Here is a 20,907-nt window from a genome sequence, read left to right on the forward strand (position 1 = left end):
GACCGGGCCGAGGTCCGGCGGATCCTGGCGGACAAGGACGCGGGCATCAGCGTCCACGAGGCCGCCGCGAAGGTCGTCGACGGCACGGCGGCCGAGCTGCGCCAGTTCCTGGAGGTCGGCCTCCCGAACGCGCGGGCCGTCGACGACCGCGTCAAGGCTTTCCAGGTCCTCGCCGTCGGCGGCCGTGCGGTGAAGGCGGCGGCCGAGGCGGCCCTCAGGACCGGCAGCCCCGAGGCGGTCCGCAAGTTCCTCGCCGAGGGCCAGCACACGGCCCGCGCCGAGGACGACCGGGTCGAGATCCTCATCCTCATCGCCGACAAGGAGGTCGGCCCGCGCGTCTTCGCGGGGGCCCAGAAGGCCCTCGGCGGCACGCCCGCCGACCTGCGCCGCTTCCTTGAGGTCGACCTGGCGGGCCTGCGCGAGAGCGACAACCGCGTGAAGGTCTCCCAGATCCTGGAGACCGGCGGACCGGCCGCCAAGAAGGCCGCCGGGGCCGCCCTGGAGGGCAGTTACGCGGACGTCCTCGCGTTCCTCAAGGAGGGCTGGTCCAAGGCCCGCGCCGAGGACGAGGCGAACGCGGCTGCCGCCAGGCCGACCTCGCCGGTCCAGGGGCAGAACGCCGGTCAGACCGTCCAGACCGCCAACGGCGCGGGCACCGTCGCGAACCCGGCCCCGGCTGTGGTGCCCGCCGTGGCACTCGCGAAGGTCACCGGCACCACCGCGACCACCGGCACCACGGCCGAGACCTCCGGCCCGCTCGCCGCCACCGGTGTGGACGAAAGTGTCCGCTGGGAGGCCGGCGGCGCTGCTGCGGCCGTCGCCGCCGGTGCGGCTCTGGTGGCCGTCTCCCGCCGCCGTCGCGCCGCCGAGTAGTCACATCGGCGCGACGACCGCAGCGTGACCAGGTGCCCCGCCCCCACGGTCGGGGCACCTGGCGTTCGGCACCGCGTCCTACGACCCGGTCGAGCCGGTCGACCCGGGCGGGCCGGGCGGGAGCGGTGTGCGGGCCACCGTCAGATACCGGGAACGGCGTCCTTCGGAACGGTGTGCCAGTTGGTGACCACCGGCTTGTCCACCTTGGTCGGACCGACCGGGAGGCTGACCGGGTCCGGATCGGCCTTGCCGACGGCGACGATGACGTCGGTGAACTCGATCTCCTGGTTCCCCTTGGTGCTCTTGGGGTTGACGCCCGCGTACGCCACCTTGTCCCCGCCGAGGGTGATCGGCGTGCCGACGGCCTGCTCGGCGTTGGCGGCCTCGATACCGCCCGAGCCGAACGCGATGGTCGCGTGCGGGCCAGGGAGTGTGCAGCTGACGCCAGGCTTGGCCTTGGCGGTGATCAGGATGAACCCGCCGGCCTGGGACTCGGTCCTGGTGGTGAACGTGAGGTCCTTCGTGGCGCAGTTCTGCCCCGGGGAGCCGGACTTCGTCCCGGGCGCGGAGGCAGCGGCAGAGGCGGAGGTCGCTGTGGAGGCGGACGCACTGCCGGACGGCGAGGTCGCCTTCGAGGGCGTGGCGGCGGGGGCGGTCGTCGTGGCCGCCGCCGTGGCGGCGGCCGTGGCCACCGGGCTCGCCGCGGCGGAACTCCCGTCGCCGTTCTCCGGTCCGCAGGCGGTGGCGGCAGCGGCGAGCACCGCGACGGCGGCGGCAGTGAGGGCGAGGCGGCGCGTACGCATACGGGGCTCCCGGGTCGGTCCACCGGTGCGGTTCACCGGTGCGACCACCGTAGGTCCGGGCCGTTCACGGCCCGGTCCGCGCAATATCCCGATCCTGTCCCAGAAGCCGCGGAGCCCGGACGCCGGGCGGAAGGGGCCGGGGAGCCAGGGACGCGTGGCCGACGCCCCGCTCCGGGGCCGGGCGGCGCGTGACGCCCGCCGGTCACACGGGTCGTCAACTCGGCCTCCGTGCGCGACGATGCCGTCATGACGACGCCGCTCCCGCTGCTTCTCCTCGACGTCGACGGGCCGTTGAACCCGTACGCCGCCAAGCCCCACCAGCGGCCTGCCGGGTACGGCACCCACCGCGTCAAGCCGGACTCGTGGGTGGCCCGGTTCCCGCGGCGGCCCGCCGAGCACGTCCGGCCGCTGCGGCTCTGGATCAACCCCGACCACGGCCCCGAACTCCTTTCCCTCCCCTATGAGTTGGTCTGGGCGACGACCTGGGAGAACGTACCACCCTTGCACCTAAGGTCTGAGCTGCGGAAATGCTGGTGAGGTGAAAGGGGCTACGTTCCTGTTGTGACCGCTTCCAGCGAGGACTCAGGGCATCGCCTTCCGCCCCGGCAGCCTTATGGGAGTCCACGGCAGGGGGGCCGTGGGGCGCATGCTGGTGGACTCTTTCAGCGGCCGGACGCGGTGACCGGCCTTGAGTATCTGGTCACGGAGCCAGTTCGGATCGCAGCCGTACATGGTGCCGAGAACCCGTATGCCGACGCCGGAGTCGTACCGGCGGATGATGGCGGGGAGTGCGGCGAGTGCAAGCTTTCTGAGCATGGCTTGCCGTTCGGGCTCGGTGGGGGCCCACATGGCGGTCTCCAGAGTCGGTGCGGCCCCCTCCCTGCGGGAGCGGGGTTCGGGTTCACGGTTCGAGCAGCCGGACGTACACGCCTTCTCCGATCGGCCCGAACCCGTGGCGCTCCCAGGCCCTCCGGAGCCTGTCCATCGCCTCCTCGTCCGGTCTGCGGACCTCGGGGTCGTCCGAGTCGAAGCTGCACGGTTCGTCCGGCCCGTGTTCGTGGATCGGGGCGGGATAGCAGACGGCCACCGCCCCCGGGACGGCCAGGCGGCGCAGCGCCTCGACCGCCAGGCGCATCCCGACGCCCTTCCCGCGCCACTCGGCCGAGACCTCGACGGACTCCAGCAGAAGCAGCAGCGAGGGCCGCAGCTCGGCCAGCGCCGGGGCGAGTCCGCCGTCCTCGGTGAAGACCACCCGGGGGATGCGGTCGAGAAGTCCCGGGTCCAGCCCCAGCGCCTCGCGGGGATTCGGCGTGACGCCCGGGATGACGCGGGTGATGTCGGCGGTGCCGAAGACCTTGGACCTGTTCTCGTAGAAGCTGGCCCGCCAGCGGTCCGCGTTCCTCGACCAGTCCGCGTCGGCGAAGTGGCGCGACTCGTACGAGATGACCAGACGGTCAGCCATCGGTGCTCTCCCTTGCAGTGGGGGGAAGACCCCTCGCTGACACGCGCGAGGGGCCTTCCAGTGTGCTGGTAGCCGCTACTTCGACGGCGTGGCGGGCTTCTCCTCGGCGGGCTTGCCCGCGTGCTTCGGCGGCGGCTTCTCGTTGCCCTTGTGCTTGGACACGATGATCTCGATACGCATGGCTGGCTCCTCCTACTCGGTGCGGGCGGTGTCGGCGGCGTCCGGCGGCGTGGGGCCGGGCGGCCTCTCGGGCTGCTTCTCCGGGTCGTGGCCCATACTGATGACTCCTCACACTGCGGGGTTCCCGGTCACCGGCAGGTGCCGGGGTCCTTCGGTGTTGCGGAACCCGCTTCGGTCGGTGTGCTGTCCAAGGAACGCCGATCGAAGCGGGGGCCTGGTTGCCCGTGCCGGCCGTTCTTCCCCAGGTCGGTCGGGACGGGCGGTGGTGGGGGCCCTGCCCGTCCCTGCGCGGGGGTTCGGTCGGGGCAGGGCCCGGGGTCCGCTCGCGGCCGTGGAGTCCCTTTCCGGGGCCGCTGCGGTGGTCAGTCGGCGCGTCAGCGCCAGGGGTGGTTCTCCTCACGCACCCGGGCCAGCAGCCGCGCCCGCCGGGCACGGTCCTCCGGCGTCAGGGGCACCTCGCCGAACTCCTCCGGTGTGAGCACCGGACGGGGATCGGACGAGCGCACACGGGGCCACGGGTGGGCGTGCAGCCACTCGAACGGGTCCACCGGGCCCAGATACCCCGGCGGTGTCGTCCGGGGCCTCCTGCGGGCTCTCCTGGTCACTCACCGGCCACCCCCGACGCCACGCACTCCCCGCCCTCGACGTGACGGGCACGGTTGCGTGCGAGCATCCGCGAGATCATGGGGTTCACGGCCTGCGGGTACTGCGCCTCGGCACGGTCGAAGAACAGGCACCCCGGACACTCCTCGGTGTCCGGCGGCACCTCGGACGGGCGGGCGGCGATCTCGCGAATGCTCACGACGCGCCCCTGTCCGGACACACGTCCCTACCGCAGGTGCAGGGCGGCCACTCCCGCAGGATGCCGACCCCGTCCGGGACGGGGGACCGCCCCTTCACCCCCTCGTAGCGCATGACCATGCCCGGGCTCGGCTCCCCGGATGAACCGGAAGATCTAACAGCAACGGACATACCTGGCTCCCCATTCGCTCGGGTTCCACCTCTTGTGACGAGCGTAGGAAGCGCCAGAAGCCGGTCTCAAGAAAGTTGCGGCTAGTTGCGGCCAGATCAGCCAACCGCCGCTATCGCTGCTGTTATCAGCCTCCGAGCTTCGACCCCGTAGACAGCAAATGATTGCAGCTCAGCGAACGTCCGTACGTACTCTCCCACCTCACCAGGCGTCGTCACGTTCACGGCAGCGGAGACCAGTTCGACCTGCACTCGCCGATCGTCGTAGACCCTGAAGGATTCCACGGGCCACATGGTCCGCTCAGCAGCGAAGGGGATGATCCCCAAACTGACACGCGGAAGTGAGATGACAGCGAGCAGATGACCGAGTTGGCCCGCCATCGCTTCCGCGCCCCCGAGGCGGTAGCGCAGCACCGACTCTTCAACGACGAACGCAAAGCGGTGATCACCCGTGTGGATCACTCTTGCCCGCTCCATCTTGACGGCGATAGCCCGTTCCATGTCGTCGGGCGTCCGGCTCGCGTCGGCAAAGCGGGACATGATGGCTGTCGCATACGCCGCAGTCTGAAGAACGCCAGGGATCACGTCCGAGGTGTAGAAGCGAAACGCCTTGGTCTCCTCGTACAGCTTGGCGTACGAGTCCTGGAGACTCCGGAGGCCGCCGGCCCGAAGCCGTCGCCACTCCATGTACATGGACCCAACGGCCCTGGATACCGCGATCAGGTCGTCCACCTGATCGTCAGCTCCGCACGCCGCACACCACGCTCTGATATCAGCTTCGGACGGGGCGGCTTGGCCGTCCTGAATGCGCGAGGTTTTGGCAGGATGCCAGCCGCACCGGGCAGACAGCTCACGCCCGTTGATCCCCGCATCCTTCCGGATGCCCTGAAGTCGGTCTGCGAGTGCCTTCCGTGCGGCTTGGGCACTGGAGGACGGGGAAGCTGACGGCATGAGCTGACTGTCCGGTGTTCGTAGCAGCTGGGAGGATCAGATCGTGTACTGATTGTGGGGAATCGCCCGCTCCCAGACTGCTTCGAAGGCGTCTACACACAGCTTCGCCACAGCCCGTTCGGTTCGGAGTTCCTTCGGAGGCTCAGCCCAGTCTCCGTCACCGGTGAAGTGGTTGAAGACAACCGTCTCCCCGTCGAAGATCCAGAAGTCATTGCCCGGAAGAGCCAGGTCTGAGGCTTGACGCCTCGGCAACCACCGGACCTGTTCCCCGGATGCGAGGTTGACGACGGTACCGCCGTATTCGTACCGGATGTAGTCCGTCACGGGCTCCGACACGATCCGGGCGCGGCGGATCACCACGCCCCGGGCAACCGTCGCTGCGATCTGTTCGACCCACGGCCGCCAGTAGTCCGAGTTCGGGTCGTTGTCCCGCTCGCCGGTCGCCTGCCATCGCCTGAAGCCGGATGACTCGCCACCAACGCTGTAGGCGTCTCTCGTCTCCAGATGCACCGCTGACCGTTGCGCTCCGGCCAGCAGTTCATCAAAGCTGGGGACCACCAGCTGCCCTACGTTCTGCGGCATCGCACGCCCTCCTAATGATCGGCACCATACGTGCCGGGATCCGAATGACTGACTCATGAGCAGGGATCCCCGCCGAGTGGCCGGGGGCCCAGCTCTGGCCGCCAACTTCGGCGGCCAGCAATGCATCTGCCGTCTCCCCCTGAAGGATCAGGTCCGCAGTCTCGTCCTCGACCCACACGGTAGGCGAACCGTCTTTCTCCGTCGCAGGGTCGATCCCGAAGAACTCTAGGCTCATGCCCATCTCCTGTGTCGAGTCAGTTGCGGGTACTTGCGTCTCTCGGCCCTACCCAGATGCCGCTGAGGCAACACACTGGGCCCGGCGGCGTCACATAGTCCCGCAGATCATGGGGTGACGGATTGAGATACGACGAAGGGCCCCGGCCGCCCGGTTCGTCGGGCGGCCGGGGCTAGTGTGGTCGGTGTGGTCAGATGCGGTTGCCCCAGCGGTGGGCGGCGAGGCTGCGGGCGGCGCTGGAGCGGCCCGCCGGGGGCTCGTCGCCGGGGAGGCGGACGCGGGCGATGAGGCGGCCCGCTTCGGCGCGGAGCTGGCGGGCCTCGGCGATCAGCGGGTGGGCGACCATGACGCCGTGGCGGGTGCCCCCAGCGATCAGGCGGCCGTCCGTCCGAACCTGCTCGTCGCAGTGGGCGGCGTCGCGCAGGTGGTGCTCGGCGAGGCGGAGCGCGGCGTCCTCTTGGGGGTCCAACTCGACCTCCAGGGCGACGAATCCGGCGCGCAGGTCGGTGATGATCTCGTTCAGGGGAACCCCTTTCGCTACTCTCGGTGGATGGGCGTAACGCTGTGCGCATGAGGGTTGGTTCATGCCTATGCGCATCGGTGCTGGGCTGCTATGACGCCCCGGAGAAGAAAGAGGCGCGAAGGGGAGTCGCCCCCCGGGGTGCCGTGACCGGGGTCACGCACGGCCAGCCATCGCGCCTATGTCAACTTCGAGCAACTGTGTTCGTAGACATGGAAGTTGGAGGCTTGAGGGCATGTGAGGCCAGCGCGAAGCCGTTCGACTTGACTTGTCGGCTGCTCGCAAGGGAACGGTACAGAGCTGCGAGGACGGGCGAACCCTGACGACTTCGGCCTTGAGCCCATGAAAGCGCTGTGCGCCCGCCTTGCGGCCCCGCAAGAGCACTCATGGCCTACGCCTCGGCGGGTGCGCTGCGGGGCCGCGAGACGGACGCAGGGCCCGGGGTGGCCCCGTGGTCACCAGGCGGTGCGGAGTAGCCGTTCGGCGATGGCCTGGTGGTCGGGCTTGGCGGGGGCGGTGGGGTCGAGTCCGCCCCGGCCGAACAGCGGGCGCGGAGTGGCGGCCTCGGCCAGGTTGCGGCACAGCGCGTCCAGGTCCACGAAGGGGGCTGCGGCTCGGGCGGCGTCGGCGGCGAACGGCGGGAGCGAGTAGGCGGTGATCGTCTGCTCAGTCTCGGCCCGGCGGGCATCCTCGGCGGCCTGGGCGCGTAGCTCGTCCGCCTCGACGGACGCGCCGCTGTGCTCCTCCCGGACATGAGCCAACTCGGCTTCCAGATCAGCGATTCGGGCGTCTCGCGGGTCGGGTTCGGGCTCCGGCCGGCGTTCGGGCTTAGCCTCGGGCGCGGGGGTCGGTGCGACGTCGGCAGGCGTAGGAGTGTCGGGGTGCACGACACCCCCGGGGACAGCCTCGGCGGGGGTGGGCATGGGCTCTCCGGTCTGGGTGGCGGGCAGGGCTGGGGCGGCTAAGTGTCCATTTGGACACTTGGCCGTACGTCTCGCTCTCAATGCCCATTTGGACATTGGGCTACCTGTGTGGGGCGCGGGCGGCCAAATGTCAGTTCTGACATTTCACAGAGCCACGGCCGCCCCCGGGGTCACGCGGTGGTGGGCGGGGTGACCTTGAAGGCGATGGCGCGGGTCGGGTCGATGGTGGCCACGCCGCACAGGGTGTCCACGATGGACTTCTTCGTGACCTTGCACCCGTACGGCGCACCCGCCAGCCACTTGCCCTCTTCGCGCTGCGTGGCCTTGGTATCGCGGACCTTCTCCGACAGGACACGGCTGTACTCGCGGGCATCCTCCGCCTTGCCGACGATGCGGACGCGGTCGGCGGGGATGTCCGTGTCCAGCCGGTCCAGGTCGAACACCAGCCGCTTGCCCGGCACGTCCAGGATCTTGAGCACGTCGCCCGCACCCTGCCGGGAGTACCGCGAGGAGTCGTACACCCACAGGCAGTCCGAATCGCCTTCGAGCAACGCGTGCACCGCCGCCTCGAACTCCGGACGCTTCACGCCCTTCTTGTAGGCCGAAAGGTTCTCGCGGAAGATCCGCCGGATCTCGTACCCGTCCGCCTTCGCCCACGCCCGCCCCCGCACCTCCTGCGCCTTCAGAGACAGGATGTCCCGGGCAGCCGTACCCCTTACGACCTGCGACTTCCTAAGAAGCAGGTCAAGGTGTCGCACTGGTCTGGCAGGCTTGCGAGCCATGGTTCCACTCTCCATTCAGCAGCGCGGGCCCGCATCCTGGAGGTGCAAGGGCGACCCGTCGCTCTGGATGGCGGAGGCCAACACCTGGATCGCCCCGCTCCTCGGTCTGCCCGAACTCCCCTACGTCGCCTGGCCGCATCTCCACCAGGAGGACCCGGACGGCCTGCACTGGAAGACCCGCGCCCTGGTGGCGTGGGCCGCCGGCCGCCCGTTCGTCTGGGTGGACGACGAGCTGGGACCGCAGGACGCCGCGTGGATAGCCGACCACCACCCCGGACGGGCCCTTGCCCTCCACGTCGATCCGAAGCTCGGCCTGCGGGGCGGCGACTTCGCCACCCTCCGGGAGTGGGCGGCTGCCGCGTGAGCCGCGGACCGGCCGGCGCCGCGTGCCACCCGGTGAGCGACCCTCGCCGGCAGCCGTCGGGCAGCTCCCGGCGTGTCGGGCGGGCCCCGGTGCGGCCGGGGCGTCACCGGGGCCGTGCCGAGGTGCGGGTGTGGCCGGGCGTGGCGGGGCGTGCCCGGAAGAACCCGGAGAAATTTCCGTCGGTGATGTCGAGAACCCGTGGCCGGCTCCGTCCCAGGGGCGGACGCGGCCACAATGGGTCGCACAGCACCGAGGAGAGACGTCATGGCCAAGTACCTGCTGCTCAAGCACTACCGCGGAGCTCCGGTCCCGGACGATTTCGTGTCCATGGAGCACTGGACGCCGAAGGAGATCTCGGCGCACGTGCAGTACATGCGCGACTTCGCGGCCCGCCTGGAGGAGTCCGGCGAGTTCGTCGACAGCCAGGCGCTCGCCCCCGGGGGCGCGTGGGTGCGCTACGACGGCGAGGGCCGCCCGCCGGTGACCGACGGCCCGTTCGCCGAGACGAAGGACCTCGTGGCCGGCTGGATGGTGATCGACGTCGACAGCTACGAGCGCGCCGTCGAGCTGGCCGGTGAGCTGTCCGCAGCCCCCGGGGCGGGCGGGAAGCCGATCCACGAGTGGCTCGAACTGCGCCCCTTCCTGTCCGCGCCGCCGACCGTCACGGAGTGACCTCCCCGGTGGACGAGGACCTGCTCCGGAACCTCACCCCTGGCGTGCTCGCGATCCTCGTCCGGCGCGGAGCCGACTTCGCGGCGGCCGAGGACGCCGTGCAGGAGGCGCTGGTCGAGGCGGTCCGCGGCTGGCCCGCCCGGCCGCCGGCGGACCCGAAGGGCTGGCTGGTCACCGTGGCCTGGCGCAAGTTCCTCGACGCGACCCGGGCGGACACGGCCCGCCGCCGGCGGGAGGAACTCGTCGACGAGGAGCCGGAGCCGGGGCCCGCGCCCGCGCTGGACGACACGCTCCGGCTGTACTTCCTGTGCGCCCACCCGTCGCTGACGCCCTCGTCCGCGGTCGCGCTCACGTTGCGCGCCGTCGGCGGGCTCACCACCCGCCAGATCGCCCGGGCCTACCTGGTGCCCGAGGCGACCGTGGCGCAGCGCATCAGCCGGGCCAAGCGCACCGTCTCCGGCGTGCGGTTCGACCGGCCCGGGGACGTCGCCACCGTGCTGCGCGTCCTCTACCTGGTCTTCAACGAGGGCTACTCCGGGGACGTCGACCTCGCCGCCGAGGCGATCCGGCTCACGCGGCAGCTCGGGGCCCGGATCGATCACCCCGAGGTGGCGGGTCTGCTCGCGCTGATGCTGCTCCACCACGCGCGGCGGGCCGGCCGGACCGCACCCGACGGCAGCCTGGTGCCGCTCGCCGAGCAGGACCGCGCCCGGTGGGACACCGGGGCGATCGCCGAGGGCGTCGCGATCCTCCAGGCGGCCCTGGCCCGGGACCGGCTGGGCGAGTTTCAGGCCCAGGCAGCCATCGCGGCGCTCCACGCCGACGCGCCCACGGCCGGAGAGACGGACTGGGTGCAGATCGTCGGGTGGTACGACGAGCTCGTGCGCCTGACCGACAGCCCGGTCGTCCGGCTGAACCGCGCGGTGGCCGTCGGCGAGGCCGACGGGCCGCGCGCCGGTCTGGCGGCCCTCGCGGAGCTGGACGACTCGCTGCCCCGCCACACGGCGGTGGCCGCGTACCTCCGCGAGCGGGACGGTGACCTGGCGACGGCGGCGCGGCTGTACGCCGAGGCGGCCCGGGAGGCGCCCGACCTCGCCGAACGCGACCACCTGATCCGTCGGGCCGCCCGGCTCAACGCCCGCCTGCGTCGCTGACGGGCCGCTCCCCGGGTGCCTCGCGGGTGCCTCCCGGGTGCCCTCGTCCTCGTCCTGCACCCGGGGACGCCCCGGAGGAAGGACGAGGACGAGGGCGCGGCCCGGCCGGCGGCCGGCGGTACCGGTCAGTTGAACTGGCCGGGCCGGTAGTCGCCGGCCGGCGTCTTGAGCAGGACGTTCGCGCGGTTGAAGGCGTTGATGATCGCGATGGCGCCGACGAGGGCGGCGAGCTGCTCCTCGTCGTAGTGCTTGGCGGCGTTCTCCCAGACCTCGTCCGGGACGCCGCCGGCCGCGTCGGCGATGCGGGTGGCCTCCTCGGTCAGCTCCAGCGCCGCGCGCTCGGCCTCGGTGAACACCGTGGCCTCCCGCCACACCGCGACGAGGTTGAGGCGCTCTGCGGACTCCCCGGCGTGCACGGCGTCCTTGAAGTGCATGTCGGTGCAGAAGGCGCAGCTGTTGATCTGGCTGGCGCGGAGCTTCACCAGCTCCTGGGTCGTGGCGGGGAGGGTCGAGTCCTCCAGCACCTTGCCCGCGGCGATGATGTGCTTGAAGACCTTGCCGAGGACCGGGCTGGTGAAGGGGTTGAGGCGGGCTTCCATGATGTTCTCCGTTGCCGTCGTCTGTCGGGACACACCTTTGACGGGACAGCCCGGCGGGTTGTGACACGGGCCCGTTGTGACGGTGGTCACTCCTCGCCGACGGGCCCGGCGGGCGACGCCGCGCGGGCCGGCGCGTCCGGGGGGAGACTGCGAAGCATGGGACAGCGTGATGTTTCGGTGGCGCGCGAGATGACGGCCCCGGCGGACCGGGTCTGGCGGTCGATGACCGACCTGGAGTCGATGCCGCAGGTGCTGAGCGGCGTCGACTCGGTGGAGGTCCTCACGCCGGGCCCGTTCGGCGTGGGGACGCGCTGGCGGGAGACCCGGCGGATGCTGGGCAAGTCGGCCACCGAGGAGATGTGGGTGACGGTGTGCGACGCCCCGGTCCGGTACGTCGCGGAGGCGGACAACGCGGGGATGCACTACGTGTCGGAGTTCCGGCTCGTGGAGCGCACGCCCGGGCGGACGACCGTGACGATGACCTTCTCGGCCCGGCCCCGGCACGGCGACAAGCTGCCGTTCCTGGCGCGGCTGCTGGGCGGGATCGGCGCCAAGGCGGCGGCGAAGGCGATCGCCAAGGACCTGGCGGACGTGGCGGCCTCGGTGGAACGCACGCCCGGGGGCGGACCGGACCGGTAGTCGCCCGCCCCCGCCCGCTCGCGCCCGCCCCCGCTCACGACCCGATCACTACCCGGACGCCGCTCCGCTCGGCCGCCGGCTCAGCACCCGGTCAGCGGCCGGTCACCGCTTCGAGTGCCGCGAGGAACCGGTCCGTGGTCGGCTCGTCCCGGACGGCGATGCGCAGCCAGTCCGGGCCGAGGCCGGGGAAGGTGTCGCCCCGACGGACGGCGAAGCCGCGCTCGCGCAGCGCGGTCCGGACGGTGTCGGCCCCGGGCAGTTCGATCAGGACGAACGACGCCGCCGGCTCGCCGTGCACCCGGACGGCGGGCAGGGCGGCGAGGCCCTTGAGCAGGTGGTCGCGCCGGAGGGCCAGTTCGTGCGACGCCTCCTCGGCCTCCGCGAGGGCGGCCGGGGTGGAGCAGGCCTCGGCGGCGGCCAGGGCGGGGGTGGAGACCGGCCAGAGCGGCTGGGCGGCGGCGAGGCCGGCGATCAGTGGGGCCGGACCGAGCGCGTATCCGATCCGCAGGCCGGCCAGGCCCCAGGTCTTGGTGAGGCTGCGGAGGACGACCACCCGGCCGGGCAGCTCGCGGGCCGACGAGGCCAGGGACTCGGTCTCGCCGGGCACGGTGTCCATGAACGCCTCGTCGATCACCAGGGTGCGTCCGGGTCGGGCGAGGGCGGCGACGGCGGCGGCCGGGTGGAGGACGGACGTCGGGTTGGTGGGGTTGCCGAGCACGACCAGGTCGGCGGCCCCGGGGACGGCGTCCGGAGTGAGTCGGAAGCCGTCGGCGGGGGAGAGCAGGACGCGGTGCACGGCGTGTCCGGCATCCCGTAGCGCGGCTTCCGGCTCAGTGAACTGCGGGTGCACGACGACGATGTGACGCGCCGTCATGGTGCGGGCCAGCAGGACGAACGCCTCGGCGGCGCCCGAGGTGAGCAGCACCTCGTCGACCGGGCGGCCGTGCCGGGCGGCGACGGCGGCATGCGCGGACGTGCCGTCGGGGTAGGCGGCGAGGTCGGCGAGGGTGGCGGCCAGGTACTCGCGCAGCCACTGCGGGGGCGTGCCGGTGCGGACGTTGACGGCGAGGTCGACCAGGTCGGGTCCGGCGGCGCGCACCTCGGCGTCCCCGTGGTGGCGGAGATCGGGTTCGGCGGCGGAGGGGGCGTGCGGCCCGGGGGTGGAGCCGGATGTGGGGGTCATGGGCGGATCTCCTGCGAGGGCTGGCGGGGGAGCGGGGTGGCGCGGCAGGCGGGCGACGGCGACCGTCGCGGCCGGGGACTTCCGCTTGGGCACGACGAGTTCCCCGCCGGGCGCGCTCGCCAGTGCTGCCGCCTCGGCCACGCCGGCCGTACCCACCGCCGTGCCGACGACGGCGGACGGGTGCGGTACGGGGACGGTCGCCAGGGCGTCGGCCGGGTGTTCGGCGACCGGGACGCCGAGTGCGGCGGCGGCTCGGCGGACGGCCGGGTGGGCGGCCTTGCCGGTGAGGGTGGCGATCAGGGCGACGGGCGTGCCGGGCGGCCCGGCCTCGGCCAGTGCCCGGTGGATCAGCCCGAGCAGCTCCGCCGCCGTGGCCGAGCCGCGCGCGCCCACGCCGACGACCAGGGCTCCCGGCCCGGCGGCCGTGACTCCCGGGCGTGCCTCTTCGGCGCCGGGCGCGTCGGACACGTGCGCGCCCGCGTCCGGTGGGCCCGCGCCCGGTGCGCCTGGGGTCGGTGCGCCCGCGTCAGGCGCGCACGCCCCCGCGCACGCGCAGGCAGGCGCGCGGGAGGGCGTCTCCGCGCGCGCCCCGGAAGCACCCACGCCCGAACCGTTCCCGACCGGACCGCTCACGACCGGCTCACGTCCATCTCACGCCCTGCTCACGTCCGACTTCTCCGCGTCATCCGCCCGACACCCGCCCGCCGGCCACTGCGAGCCGATCCGGGGCGGCGCGGGCCGATCCGGGCCCCGTGCGGGCCGGCGACGGTCCGCGACCACCCGTGGCGGTCGGTGAACGTCCGGCCGTCGGCGGCCCGAACGCCCACGTCAGGGCGATGGGGGCTGCTGAAATCCCACCACGGCCGTCACGGACGGGTCAATCGGCGGGGCTGTGACCTGCGCTTGACCTTCGGCTGTGGGGCGCGATCGCTGTTCGCCTGCTTTTCATGTCGCGGCCGGAGCCCGCGCCACCGTCCCGCTCCTACTGTTTGCGGCGCTCAGGCCCGGTGATTTCCCATCGGGTATTCCCCGCCGGTTCCCCCTCGCGGCCGGGCCACCTCCCCGGCCCGGCCGCCCCCGACGCACGGAGGACACCCATGCCCGAGACGCCCCGGACTCCCGAGAGGCTTGTCATGAACGCAACCCACGGGGGGTCCCGTCGCCGCACCCTGACCGCCCTGGGCGCCGGCCTCGGCCTGGTCGCCGGCTCCCTCGGCCTCTGGGTCGCCACCGGGACGGCCGCGCACGCCGCTGCCCTCCCGGCCCCGGACCACGTGGTGGTCGTCGTCCTGGAGAACCACGCCTACTCGCAGATCATCGGCAGCTCCGGCGCGCCGTACATCAACAACACGCTGAAGGCCGGCGGCGCCAACCTGACCCAGTCGTTCGGGCTCACCCACCCCAGCGAGCCCAACTACTACCAGCTGTTCTCCGGCTCCAACCAGGGCCGCACGGACGACAGCTGCGTGCCGGTCGGCTCGATCAACAAGGCCAACCTCGCCTCCGAGCTGATCGCCGCCGGCAAGACCTGGGGCAGCTACAACGAGGGCCTGCCGAGCCAGGGCTCGACCGTCTGCTCCAGCGGCAAGTACGCGCAGAAGCACAACCCGTGGTTCGGCTTCAGCAACGTGCCGACCAACACCGCCTACACGATGACGCAGTTCCCGACGAACTTCGCGAGCCTGCCGAAGGTCTCCTTCGTCGTGCCGGACCTCTGCAACGACATGCACGACTGCTCGGTCTCGACCGGCGACACCTGGATCAAGAACAAGCTCGGCGCCTACGCCACCTGGGCCAAGAGCAACAACAGCATCCTCGTCGTCACCTTCGACGAGGACAACCGCCTCTCCGGCAACCGCATCCCCACCATCTTCTACGGTGCCCACGTCACCCCGGGCTCCTCGACCGCCACCACCTACAACCACTACAGCGTGCTGCGCACGCTGGAGGACCTCGCCGGGCTGACCACCCACGCGGGCAACGCCGCCACCGCCGCCACCATCACCGGCATCTGGAACTGACACCCGTGTACGTCGCGGACTCCCGCAGCTCCAAGGCCCCCGCCGCCCCGGCCGCCACCCGGCCGGGGCGGCGGGAGGCCGCCGCCGACACCGCCACCGGCCCGGACACCGGCGCGGCCCACGGCACCGACACCGCCGACACCGCCGACGCCGTAGGCCGCCCCCACCGCCCCGGCCGGGCGGCCCGGGCCGCGGTGCCCGGCACCGTGCTGGCGCTGGGCACCGTCAGCCTGGTCACCGACGTGTCCTCCGAGATGGTCAGCGCCGTCCTCCCGCTCTACCTCCTCACCGGGCTCGGTCTCTCCCCGCTCGGCTTCGGCCTGCTGGACGGCATCCAGAACGGCTTCAGCGCGCTCGTCCGCCTGGCCGGCGGCCACCTCGCCGACCGGCGCGGCCGGGACGGCGCACCCCGGCACAAGGCGGTCGCCGCGCTCGGGTACGGGCTGTCGGCGCTCTGCAAGCCGCTCCTGCTGCTCGTCCACACCGTGCCGCTGATCGGCGCCGTGCTCGCCGTCGACCGCACCGGAAAGGGCCTGCGCACCGCGCCGCGCGACGCGATGATCTCGCTGGCCACCGAACCGGCCCACCGGGGAAGGGCGTTCGGCGTCCACCGGGCGATGGACACGGCCGGTGCGCTGCTCGGACCGCTCACCGCCTTCCTGGTGCTCCGGACGGCCGGCGGTCCGCTGCTCGCCGACGGCGGCCGGCAGCAGGGCTACCAGGCGGTGTTCGCGGTCAGCGCCTGCGTCGCGGTGCTGGGTGTGCTGATCCTGCTGCTCTTCGTGCCGCACCGCCCCGACGCCGCCGGGCCGCCGTCCGGGCCGCCGTCCGGGCTGCCGTCCGGGGGGCCGTCCGGGGGGCCGTCCGAGCCGTCGTCCGGCTCCCCGGGACTCCGGGACGGGCTCGCGCTGCTCCGCAGGCCCGGCCTGCGGCGGCTCACCCTCTGCGCGGTGCTGCTCGGCCTCACCACGGTCAGCGACTCCTTCCTCTACCTGCTCGTGCAGCGCCGCCTCGGCCTGGCCACGGAGTACTTCCCGCTGCTCCCGCTCGGGACCGCCGCCGCGTTCCTCCTCCTCGCCGTCCCGCTCGGCGCGCTCGCGGACCTGATCGGCCGCCGCCGGCTCTTCCTGGCGGGTCACGGCGTCCTGCTGCTCGCGTACGGGCTGCTGCTCTCGCCGCTGGGCGGGCTGCCGGCGGTGGTCTGCGTGCTGGTGCTGCACGGCGCGTTCTACGCCTCGACGGACGGCGTGCTCGCCGCCGCCGCGGCCGACGCCGTCCCGCCCGAGCAGCGCGGTGCGGGGCTCGCCCTGGTCGGTACCGGCCAGGCACTCGCCCGTTTCGCCTGCTCGCTGGCGTTCGGCGCGCTCTGGGGCGTGGTCGGCGGCACCGCCGCGCTGGCCTGGTCGGCGGGCGCGCTGGCCTGCTGTGCGGCCGGGGCGGCCTTCGTCCTCCGCGAGCCGCCGAGCGGCCCCGATCCCGACCCCGCCGTCGCCACCCCGGCCGCCGCTCCCACCGCCACCGACCCCGAGGTGCCCTCGTGACCACCACCCCGCTCCGGAACCGCACCAGGGTGCTGATCCTGCTGGCGGCCGTCGTCCTCCTCGGCGCGGTCGGCACCGGCGCCGTCCGCTACGCCGCCGACCGCTCCGCCGAGCGCGACCGGGCCCGGCCCGACGGCCCGGTCGTCACCCGCGGCGACGTCTCCCTCCGGACGCCCGCCTCCCGGCAGCTCGCCTTCCGCAACCTGGCCTGGGGCCCCCACCGCGACGAGATCGCCACCGTCCCCGCCGACCGCCCGGACGGCCCGCGCACCGCCTCCGGCGTCCAGTGCCTGCGCTTCCACGCCGCCGCCGGCACCGGCATCTGCCTCCAGGCGGAGCGCGGGGCACTCCAGGACACCTACCGGGCCGTCGTCCTCGACGACCACCTCCGGGAGCTGCGCTCGTTCCCCGCCGCCGGGATCCCGACCCGCTCCCGGGTGTCGCCGTCCGGCCACCTCGTCGCCTGGACGGTCTTCGTCAGCGGCGACTCCTACGCGGGCACCGACTTCTCCACCCGCACGGCGATCGTCGACGTCCGCGACGGGAACCTCCGGGACAACCTGGAGACCTTCGACGTGATCAAGGACGGCAAGCCGTACCGCGCCGCCGACGTCAACGTCTGGGGCGTGACCTTCGCCGACGACACGGCCTTCTACGCGACCGTCGCCACCGCCGGCCGGACGTACCTGGTCCGCGGCGACCTCGGCGCCCGCACCCTCACCACCCTCCACCAGAACGTCGAGTGCCCCTCGCTCTCCCCGGACGGCACCCGGATCGCCTACAAGAAACGCGTCCCGGGCGTGTCCGAGGACGCCCCCTGGCGGCTCTACGTCCTCGACCTCGCCACCATGACCGAGACCGCCACCGCCGAGCAGCGCAGCATCGACGACCAGGCCGTCTGGGCCGACGACGGGAACCTCCTCTACGCCCTCCCCGGAGACTTCGGCGCCGATCTGTGGACCGCCCCCGCCGACGGCACGGGCGCCGCCCGCCGCCTGCTCGACGCGGCGGTGGCCCCGGCATATCTGGGCTGATCAGGCTGGTTGGTCCGACTCGGAACTTCGAGCGTAGGGTCCACGTCGAGCACTACGAGTGGCGACGCGACGCCGCGACGCCACGCCGACGGACCGGGGGAGCAGGAAAAGTGAGCCAACGAGGGCCCGACCGCGGGCTGTCGCCGGAGCAGCGCATGTCCAGCGACTCGTGGCCGGCGCTGCACGGCCGCCCCGTGCTGCGCCGGACGATCGCGATGGGCCTCGTCCTGTTCGTCGCGGTGATGGCGGCCCTCGCCGTCCGCGGCGTCAACGCCCTCACCCTCGGTCGCGGCGTCGTCGAGACCGACCGGGACCGCGCCGAGCTGCTCGCCGGCCTGCACCCCTCGCAGCACCCCGGTGCCGGGCGCTACTACGTGCCCGTCGGCGCGGTGTACACGCACACGCCGGACGGCGTCCCCGTCGCGTACCTGCACTACCGGCTCGGCGGGGGGCGCGAGGTCGGCGTCGGCGACTTCCTGCGCACCTACGACCTGCCCGCCCCCGGGCCGACGACCGCGCTGCCCCCGGACCTCACGGAGGCGCTGGGCGGTGACGAGCCGGACCTCGCCGCCGAACTCTTCGAGCCGCTCGTGACGGCGTCCGCCGATCCGTCCGCGGACCCGTCCGTCGATCCGTCGGCAGGGTCGTCCGCCCCGGTGTCCGCCGGGACGACCCCCGCCCCGGCGCCGGTCCACACCTCCGACGGCACCGGGCCGGTTCCCACGGGTGTGCCCACCGAGATGCCCGCATCCGAGGCCACCGTCGAGGCCGGCCTCGCCGCCGGCCCGGAGGAGGAACCGGACGGCTTCGCCCCGGCCTTCCCGGCCGACGTGCCCGACCCGGCCCAGGGGACGCCGTCCCCCTCGACCGAACCGTCCCCGACGTCCGAGCCGTCCCCGACCCCGGCTCCCGAGCAGTCGCCGACCGGCCCGGCCGCGACCGCCACCCCGGCGCGCCCCTCCACGGTCCGCCGGATCTACGTCGCCACCGTGCCGGGCGGGCTTCCCGGAGCCGCCGACATCTACGTTCGCGCCACGACGGGCTGAGCCGGCGGCGCCCGGCCCCCGCGCCGCCCTGTTCCGCCGCGTTCGGACCCGCCGCGTTCAGTCCGGGATGCGGTCGCCCGTGCGGCCGGGCCCGTCGGGACGGTCGGCGGATCCGCCGACCAGCAGGTCCCCGCCGTGGGCCGCGCGCGGCGTCAGCGTGAACGACACCCGGTGCGTGCGGCCGCGCGACACCCCGGCCTCGGTCTCCGCACCGACCGCCCACAGTCTGAAGCCCGCCTTCGCCCTGGCGTCGGCCCTCAGCTCGACCTCGAACTCCATCTCCACGGGGCCGACGGCGAACACCACGTCCTGTCCCGCCCCGCGCGCCACCGCCTCCAGCAGTTCGTCGCGTACCGCCGCGACCGCGTCCACCAGCGGAATGTCCATCGGGCCCCCTTGTTCCAGCCGTCCGTGCGTCGGATCAACGAGACTGCCGGGGTGGCGAGTTCCCGTACGACGGGCAGGACGCGGGCCGGGGGCCCGGACCTAGCCGACGAGGATCATGACGGCCGCGACGACCACCGCGAAGACGACCGCGAGGACGAAGCCGAGCATCACCGGCGAGATCCGGTCCCGGAGGCTTTTCGGCGGTCGGACCCGTGCGCCCTGGTCGGTGCTCAGCTCCCACCAGTCGACGACGCGCCGGTAGTCGGCGCCGAACTCGGGGTCGGGGTACATGTCGCTGTGCTGGAGCCCGGGCAGTGAGCGCCGCCGGCCGCCCCTGAGGAACATCCGGGCCACGGTCGACGACCCGTACCGGCTGTCGGTCTCACGGGTGTCGATCCACTGGACCTCCTGCCAGGCGTAGGTGCGGCCGCGCCCGATGCCCCAGCAGATGGTGACCCCGGCGGGCCCGACCCTGGACCAGCTCCTGAACGCGCAGTAGGCGACCGGGGCCAGCACGGCGATGGTGCCGCCGATCAGCCAGAAGGCCCACACGGGACCGAGTTTGACGGAGGCGAAGGTGCCCTCGAAGACGAAAACGACGATAGCCAGGAGGAGATGCGACCGCGCCGGACGGTACCGGTCCCTCCCCCGGAAGATCAGTTCGTTCACACCACGCACACTATGTCGTGGGCCATCGATCGGAACAGTGGGAGTACGTCCGGTCGTCGCCAACAGGCTTGTTTCGCAGTGCCCTTAAGACCCGGCGCGGTCCTCGTGCCGGCCCGCGCGCACCGCGCGCGCCAGCCGTGTGAGGCCGTAGCCGAGCAGCCAGGGAAGCACGGTGAGGGCGCCGACGTAGACGGCGAGGTAGCCGAGGAGGTCGTCCAGCCGGCCCGGTTCGTTCCAGGTGTCGGTGGGCAGGACCATGGCGGTCGCCGAGACCGCGACGGGCACCGCCGGGAGCAGCAGCGACCAGAGGCGTGGTGCCCGCCGCCCGGGCCGGCGGGCGCACCACACGCCCGTGGCGGCCATGGCGAAGGGGCCGAGCGGCACCCACAGCACCACCGGGACGAACAGCAGGACCCACCATTCGTCCGAATATCCGAACATCATCGGCGCCCCCGATCTCCGCCCACCCCTGAACCCCACCCGCCCGCCGGGTTCCTGCCCGCCCCGGCGGCTCCGGAACCGGACCGCCGCCGGCTGCCCGCCGCGCGACGACGGCGGCTACCCCTCCCGGCGCCCGAACCGTCGCACGGCCGGCTCCAGGAAGTCCGCGTGCGGCCCGCGGAGGTCCGCCAACTCGGCACACCGGTCTCCTCGGCCAACTCCCGGGCGGCGTTGCGCCGCAGCGCGGCCGTGTCGAGCGGCTCGCCCGGGCCCGGCGGCTCGACGGACCCGCAGGGCGGCTGCCACCTCCCAGGGGCGGCCGTGGACGCGGACATCCGGCCCGGCAGGAGCCCGCCGGCCTCGGAGGCCGTCCTAGGCGCTCTGGTGCCGCCGGATCGGCTCTGACACCATTTCGGCCGAGATGAACGGGCAGTGCGCGAATGGTTCATCTCAGCTGCATCAACGTAGCCGTAGAGCGTCGAGTAGATCCGAGGCCGACCATGAAGACCTTACGCACTCACGTCCCGAATCTGGTGACGGCCGTGCTGCTCCTGCTGGGCCTGATGACCGCCGCGACCGCGCAGGCCCAGGCGGCCCCGCAGCGGCTCGCCGGCAGCGCGACCGTGTGCTCCAACTCCCCCATCCCGACGGGGTGGGTCATCACGAGCTCGTACAGCAGCAGCGGCTGTCCGGGTACCGGCGTCGCGTACACCATCGCCGATACGACCGGGCTGACGAACGCGACGGTGTGCTCCATGTCGCCGATTCCGGCGGGTTGGGTGATCACGAGTTCGTACGGCAGCGGTGGCTGTGTGGGCACCGGTTACGCGTACTCGATCGCCAAGATCACCACGCAGACCTACGCCACCGTGTGCTC

23 protein-coding genes and 6 pseudogenes are annotated in these 20,907 nt (G+C 72.9%); 11 read left to right on the forward strand and 18 right to left on the reverse strand.

Features of this window, described 5'->3' with window-relative positions; translation table 11 throughout:
- Positions 1-873: pseudogene (locus PUR61_RS21075) on the forward strand (ALF repeat-containing protein); the annotation flags it as partial.
- A 140-nt stretch (positions 874-1,013) separates the two neighbouring features.
- Here PUR61_RS21075 and PUR61_RS21080 read toward each other — a convergent pair.
- Positions 1,014-1,676, reverse strand: a complete 663-nt coding sequence (locus tag PUR61_RS21080) for a hypothetical protein (protein ID WP_329880730.1) — start codon at positions 1,674-1,676, stop codon at positions 1,014-1,016.
- A 246-nt stretch (positions 1,677-1,922) separates the two neighbouring features.
- Here PUR61_RS21080 and PUR61_RS21085 point away from each other — a divergent pair.
- Positions 1,923-2,168: pseudogene (locus PUR61_RS21085) on the forward strand (hypothetical protein); the annotation flags it as partial.
- 90 nt (positions 2,169-2,258) lie between these two features.
- On the opposite strand, the gene PUR61_RS21090 reads toward PUR61_RS21085, so the two are convergent.
- From PUR61_RS21090 to PUR61_RS21140, 11 genes and pseudogenes are all read right to left on the reverse strand, one after another.
- Positions 2,259-2,492 carry a hypothetical protein gene (locus tag PUR61_RS21090; RefSeq protein WP_329880731.1) on the reverse strand — a complete coding sequence of 78 codons (234 nt, stop codon included), beginning with the start codon at positions 2,490-2,492 and terminating at the stop codon, positions 2,259-2,261.
- Positions 2,493-2,577: 85 nt separating this feature from the next.
- On the reverse strand, positions 2,578-3,138 hold the full coding sequence (locus PUR61_RS21095) for a hypothetical protein (RefSeq protein ID WP_329880732.1): 561 nt from the start codon (positions 3,136-3,138) through the stop codon (positions 2,578-2,580).
- A 554-nt stretch (positions 3,139-3,692) separates the two neighbouring features.
- Positions 3,693-3,866, reverse strand: coding sequence for a hypothetical protein (locus PUR61_RS21100; RefSeq protein ID WP_329880733.1), 174 nt, complete (start codon positions 3,864-3,866; stop codon positions 3,693-3,695).
- Positions 3,867-3,919: 53 nt separating this feature from the next.
- Complete coding sequence (locus PUR61_RS21105; protein ID WP_329880734.1) at positions 3,920-4,120, reverse strand: hypothetical protein; 201 nt, start codon at positions 4,118-4,120, stop codon at positions 3,920-3,922.
- A 266-nt stretch (positions 4,121-4,386) separates the two neighbouring features.
- Positions 4,387-5,019, reverse strand: coding sequence for a DUF5753 domain-containing protein (locus tag PUR61_RS21110; protein WP_329880758.1), 633 nt, complete (start codon positions 5,017-5,019; stop codon positions 4,387-4,389).
- Positions 5,020-5,031: 12 nt separating this feature from the next.
- Positions 5,032-5,238 (reverse strand): annotated as a pseudogene (locus PUR61_RS21115) (helix-turn-helix domain-containing protein); the annotation flags it as partial.
- 36 nt (positions 5,239-5,274) lie between these two features.
- The gene (locus tag PUR61_RS21120; RefSeq protein ID WP_329880736.1) at positions 5,275-5,820 is read right to left on the reverse strand and encodes a DUF6879 family protein; all 546 of its coding nucleotides are present in this window, start codon (positions 5,818-5,820) and stop codon (positions 5,275-5,277) included.
- Entirely contained in the window at positions 5,780-6,055 is a 276-nt protein-coding gene (locus PUR61_RS21125; RefSeq protein WP_329880738.1) for a hypothetical protein, read from the reverse strand. Before PUR61_RS21125 ends, PUR61_RS21120 begins: the two co-directional genes overlap by 41 nt.
- A 190-nt stretch (positions 6,056-6,245) precedes the next feature.
- Positions 6,246-6,641, reverse strand: coding sequence for a hypothetical protein (locus PUR61_RS21130; protein ID WP_329880739.1), 396 nt, complete (start codon positions 6,639-6,641; stop codon positions 6,246-6,248).
- A 389-nt stretch (positions 6,642-7,030) separates the two neighbouring features.
- Positions 7,031-7,336, reverse strand: a complete 306-nt coding sequence (locus PUR61_RS21135) for a hypothetical protein (protein ID WP_329880741.1) — start codon at positions 7,334-7,336, stop codon at positions 7,031-7,033.
- Positions 7,337-7,668: 332 nt separating this feature from the next.
- Positions 7,669-8,280: a recombinase family protein gene (locus PUR61_RS21140; RefSeq protein WP_329880743.1), complete on the reverse strand. Its 612-nt coding sequence runs from the start codon at positions 8,278-8,280 to the stop codon at positions 7,669-7,671.
- Between the two features lie 64 nt (positions 8,281-8,344).
- Between PUR61_RS21140 and PUR61_RS21145 the strand changes: the two are divergent.
- The 3 genes and pseudogenes from PUR61_RS21145 to PUR61_RS21155 all read left to right on the forward strand — a co-directional run.
- Positions 8,345-8,644, forward strand: a pseudogene (locus PUR61_RS21145) (hypothetical protein); the annotation flags it as partial.
- 264 nt (positions 8,645-8,908) lie between these two features.
- Entirely contained in the window at positions 8,909-9,316 is a 408-nt protein-coding gene (locus PUR61_RS21150; RefSeq protein WP_329880744.1) for a YciI family protein, read from the forward strand.
- A gap of 8 nt (positions 9,317-9,324) precedes the next feature.
- On the forward strand, positions 9,325-10,470 hold the full coding sequence (locus PUR61_RS21155) for an RNA polymerase sigma factor (RefSeq protein WP_329880760.1): 1,146 nt from the start codon (positions 9,325-9,327) through the stop codon (positions 10,468-10,470).
- Positions 10,471-10,595: 125 nt separating this feature from the next.
- On the opposite strand, the gene PUR61_RS21160 is transcribed toward PUR61_RS21155, so the two are convergent.
- A complete protein-coding gene (locus PUR61_RS21160; protein WP_329880745.1) occupies positions 10,596-11,069 on the reverse strand; it encodes a carboxymuconolactone decarboxylase family protein in 474 nt (157 codons plus the stop codon).
- Positions 11,070-11,225: 156 nt separating this feature from the next.
- On the opposite strand from PUR61_RS21160, the gene PUR61_RS21165 reads away from it, so the two are divergent.
- Positions 11,226-11,708 carry an SRPBCC family protein gene (locus tag PUR61_RS21165; RefSeq protein ID WP_329880746.1) on the forward strand — a complete coding sequence of 161 codons (483 nt, stop codon included), beginning with the start codon at positions 11,226-11,228 and terminating at the stop codon, positions 11,706-11,708.
- Between the two features lie 91 nt (positions 11,709-11,799).
- Here the strand turns inward: PUR61_RS21165 and cobC are convergent, their stop codons facing one another.
- Complete coding sequence (cobC, locus tag PUR61_RS21170) at positions 11,800-13,284, reverse strand: Rv2231c family pyridoxal phosphate-dependent protein CobC (RefSeq protein WP_443035211.1); 1,485 nt, start codon at positions 13,282-13,284, stop codon at positions 11,800-11,802.
- Between the two features lie 740 nt (positions 13,285-14,024).
- Here cobC and PUR61_RS21175 point away from each other — a divergent pair.
- The 4 genes from PUR61_RS21175 (at position 14,025) to PUR61_RS21190 (ending at position 18,533) form a co-directional block, all read left to right on the forward strand.
- Complete coding sequence (locus PUR61_RS21175) at positions 14,025-14,912, forward strand: alkaline phosphatase family protein (protein WP_329880748.1); 888 nt, start codon at positions 14,025-14,027, stop codon at positions 14,910-14,912.
- Between the two features lie 5 nt (positions 14,913-14,917).
- Positions 14,918-16,453, forward strand: coding sequence for an MFS transporter (locus PUR61_RS21180; protein ID WP_329880750.1), 1,536 nt, complete (start codon positions 14,918-14,920; stop codon positions 16,451-16,453).
- Positions 16,450-17,487 carry a TolB family protein gene (locus tag PUR61_RS21185; RefSeq protein WP_329880751.1) on the forward strand — a complete coding sequence of 346 codons (1,038 nt, stop codon included), beginning with the start codon at positions 16,450-16,452 and terminating at the stop codon, positions 17,485-17,487. The genes PUR61_RS21180 and PUR61_RS21185 overlap by 4 nt, the downstream gene beginning before the upstream one ends.
- A gap of 155 nt (positions 17,488-17,642) precedes the next feature.
- Positions 17,643-18,533, forward strand: a complete 891-nt coding sequence (locus PUR61_RS21190) for a hypothetical protein (RefSeq protein WP_329880752.1) — start codon at positions 17,643-17,645, stop codon at positions 18,531-18,533.
- Positions 18,534-18,590: 57 nt separating this feature from the next.
- Here PUR61_RS21190 and PUR61_RS21195 read toward each other — a convergent pair whose 3' ends face one another.
- From PUR61_RS21195 to PUR61_RS21210, 4 genes and pseudogenes are all read right to left on the reverse strand, one after another.
- The gene (locus PUR61_RS21195; RefSeq protein ID WP_329880754.1) at positions 18,591-18,920 is read right to left on the reverse strand and encodes a trypco2 family protein; all 330 of its coding nucleotides are present in this window, start codon (positions 18,918-18,920) and stop codon (positions 18,591-18,593) included.
- A gap of 99 nt (positions 18,921-19,019) precedes the next feature.
- Positions 19,020-19,589 carry a hypothetical protein gene (locus PUR61_RS21200; RefSeq protein WP_329880755.1) on the reverse strand — a complete coding sequence of 190 codons (570 nt, stop codon included), beginning with the start codon at positions 19,587-19,589 and terminating at the stop codon, positions 19,020-19,022.
- A gap of 84 nt (positions 19,590-19,673) precedes the next feature.
- Positions 19,674-20,033, reverse strand: coding sequence for a hypothetical protein (locus PUR61_RS21205; protein ID WP_329880757.1), 360 nt, complete (start codon positions 20,031-20,033; stop codon positions 19,674-19,676).
- A gap of 194 nt (positions 20,034-20,227) precedes the next feature.
- Positions 20,228-20,395: pseudogene (locus tag PUR61_RS21210) on the reverse strand (NUDIX hydrolase); the annotation flags it as partial.
- Between the two features lie 135 nt (positions 20,396-20,530).
- Between PUR61_RS21210 and PUR61_RS21215 the strand changes: the two are divergent.
- Positions 20,531-20,907: pseudogene (locus tag PUR61_RS21215) on the forward strand (hypothetical protein); the annotation flags it as partial.

This window comes from Streptomyces sp. BE20, assembly GCF_036322525.1.
Taxonomy (GTDB): Bacteria; Actinomycetota; Actinomycetes; order Streptomycetales; family Streptomycetaceae; genus Kitasatospora.

Bases quoted from the DNA above. Each gene is read 5' to 3' on its own strand.
- PUR61_RS21160 (WP_329880745.1), bottom strand. From the start codon at position 11,069: ATGGAAGCCCGCCTCAACCCCTTCACCAGCCCGGTCCTCGGCAAGGTC.
- PUR61_RS21090 (WP_329880731.1), bottom strand. From the start codon at position 2,492: ATGCTCAGAAAGCTTGCACTCGCCGCACTCCCCGCCATCATCCGCCGG.
- PUR61_RS21205 (WP_329880757.1), bottom strand. From the start codon at position 20,033: ATGATGTTCGGATATTCGGACGAATGGTGGGTCCTGCTGTTCGTCCCG.
- PUR61_RS21130 (WP_329880739.1), bottom strand. From the start codon at position 6,641: ATGAACCAACCCTCATGCGCACAGCGTTACGCCCATCCACCGAGAGTA.
- PUR61_RS21125 (WP_329880738.1), bottom strand. From the start codon at position 6,055: ATGAGCCTAGAGTTCTTCGGGATCGACCCTGCGACGGAGAAAGACGGT.
- PUR61_RS21150 (WP_329880744.1), top strand. From the start codon at position 8,909: ATGGCCAAGTACCTGCTGCTCAAGCACTACCGCGGAGCTCCGGTCCCG.
- PUR61_RS21140 (WP_329880743.1), bottom strand. From the start codon at position 8,280: ATGGCTCGCAAGCCTGCCAGACCAGTGCGACACCTTGACCTGCTTCTT.
- PUR61_RS21095 (WP_329880732.1), bottom strand. From the start codon at position 3,138: ATGGCTGACCGTCTGGTCATCTCGTACGAGTCGCGCCACTTCGCCGAC.
- PUR61_RS21175 (WP_329880748.1), top strand. From the start codon at position 14,025: ATGAACGCAACCCACGGGGGGTCCCGTCGCCGCACCCTGACCGCCCTG.
- PUR61_RS21080 (WP_329880730.1), bottom strand. From the start codon at position 1,676: ATGCGTACGCGCCGCCTCGCCCTCACTGCCGCCGCCGTCGCGGTGCTC.
- PUR61_RS21190 (WP_329880752.1), top strand. From the start codon at position 17,643: ATGTCCAGCGACTCGTGGCCGGCGCTGCACGGCCGCCCCGTGCTGCGC.
- PUR61_RS21120 (WP_329880736.1), bottom strand. From the start codon at position 5,820: ATGCCGCAGAACGTAGGGCAGCTGGTGGTCCCCAGCTTTGATGAACTG.
- PUR61_RS21165 (WP_329880746.1), top strand. From the start codon at position 11,226: ATGGGACAGCGTGATGTTTCGGTGGCGCGCGAGATGACGGCCCCGGCG.
- PUR61_RS21195 (WP_329880754.1), bottom strand. From the start codon at position 18,920: ATGGACATTCCGCTGGTGGACGCGGTCGCGGCGGTACGCGACGAACTG.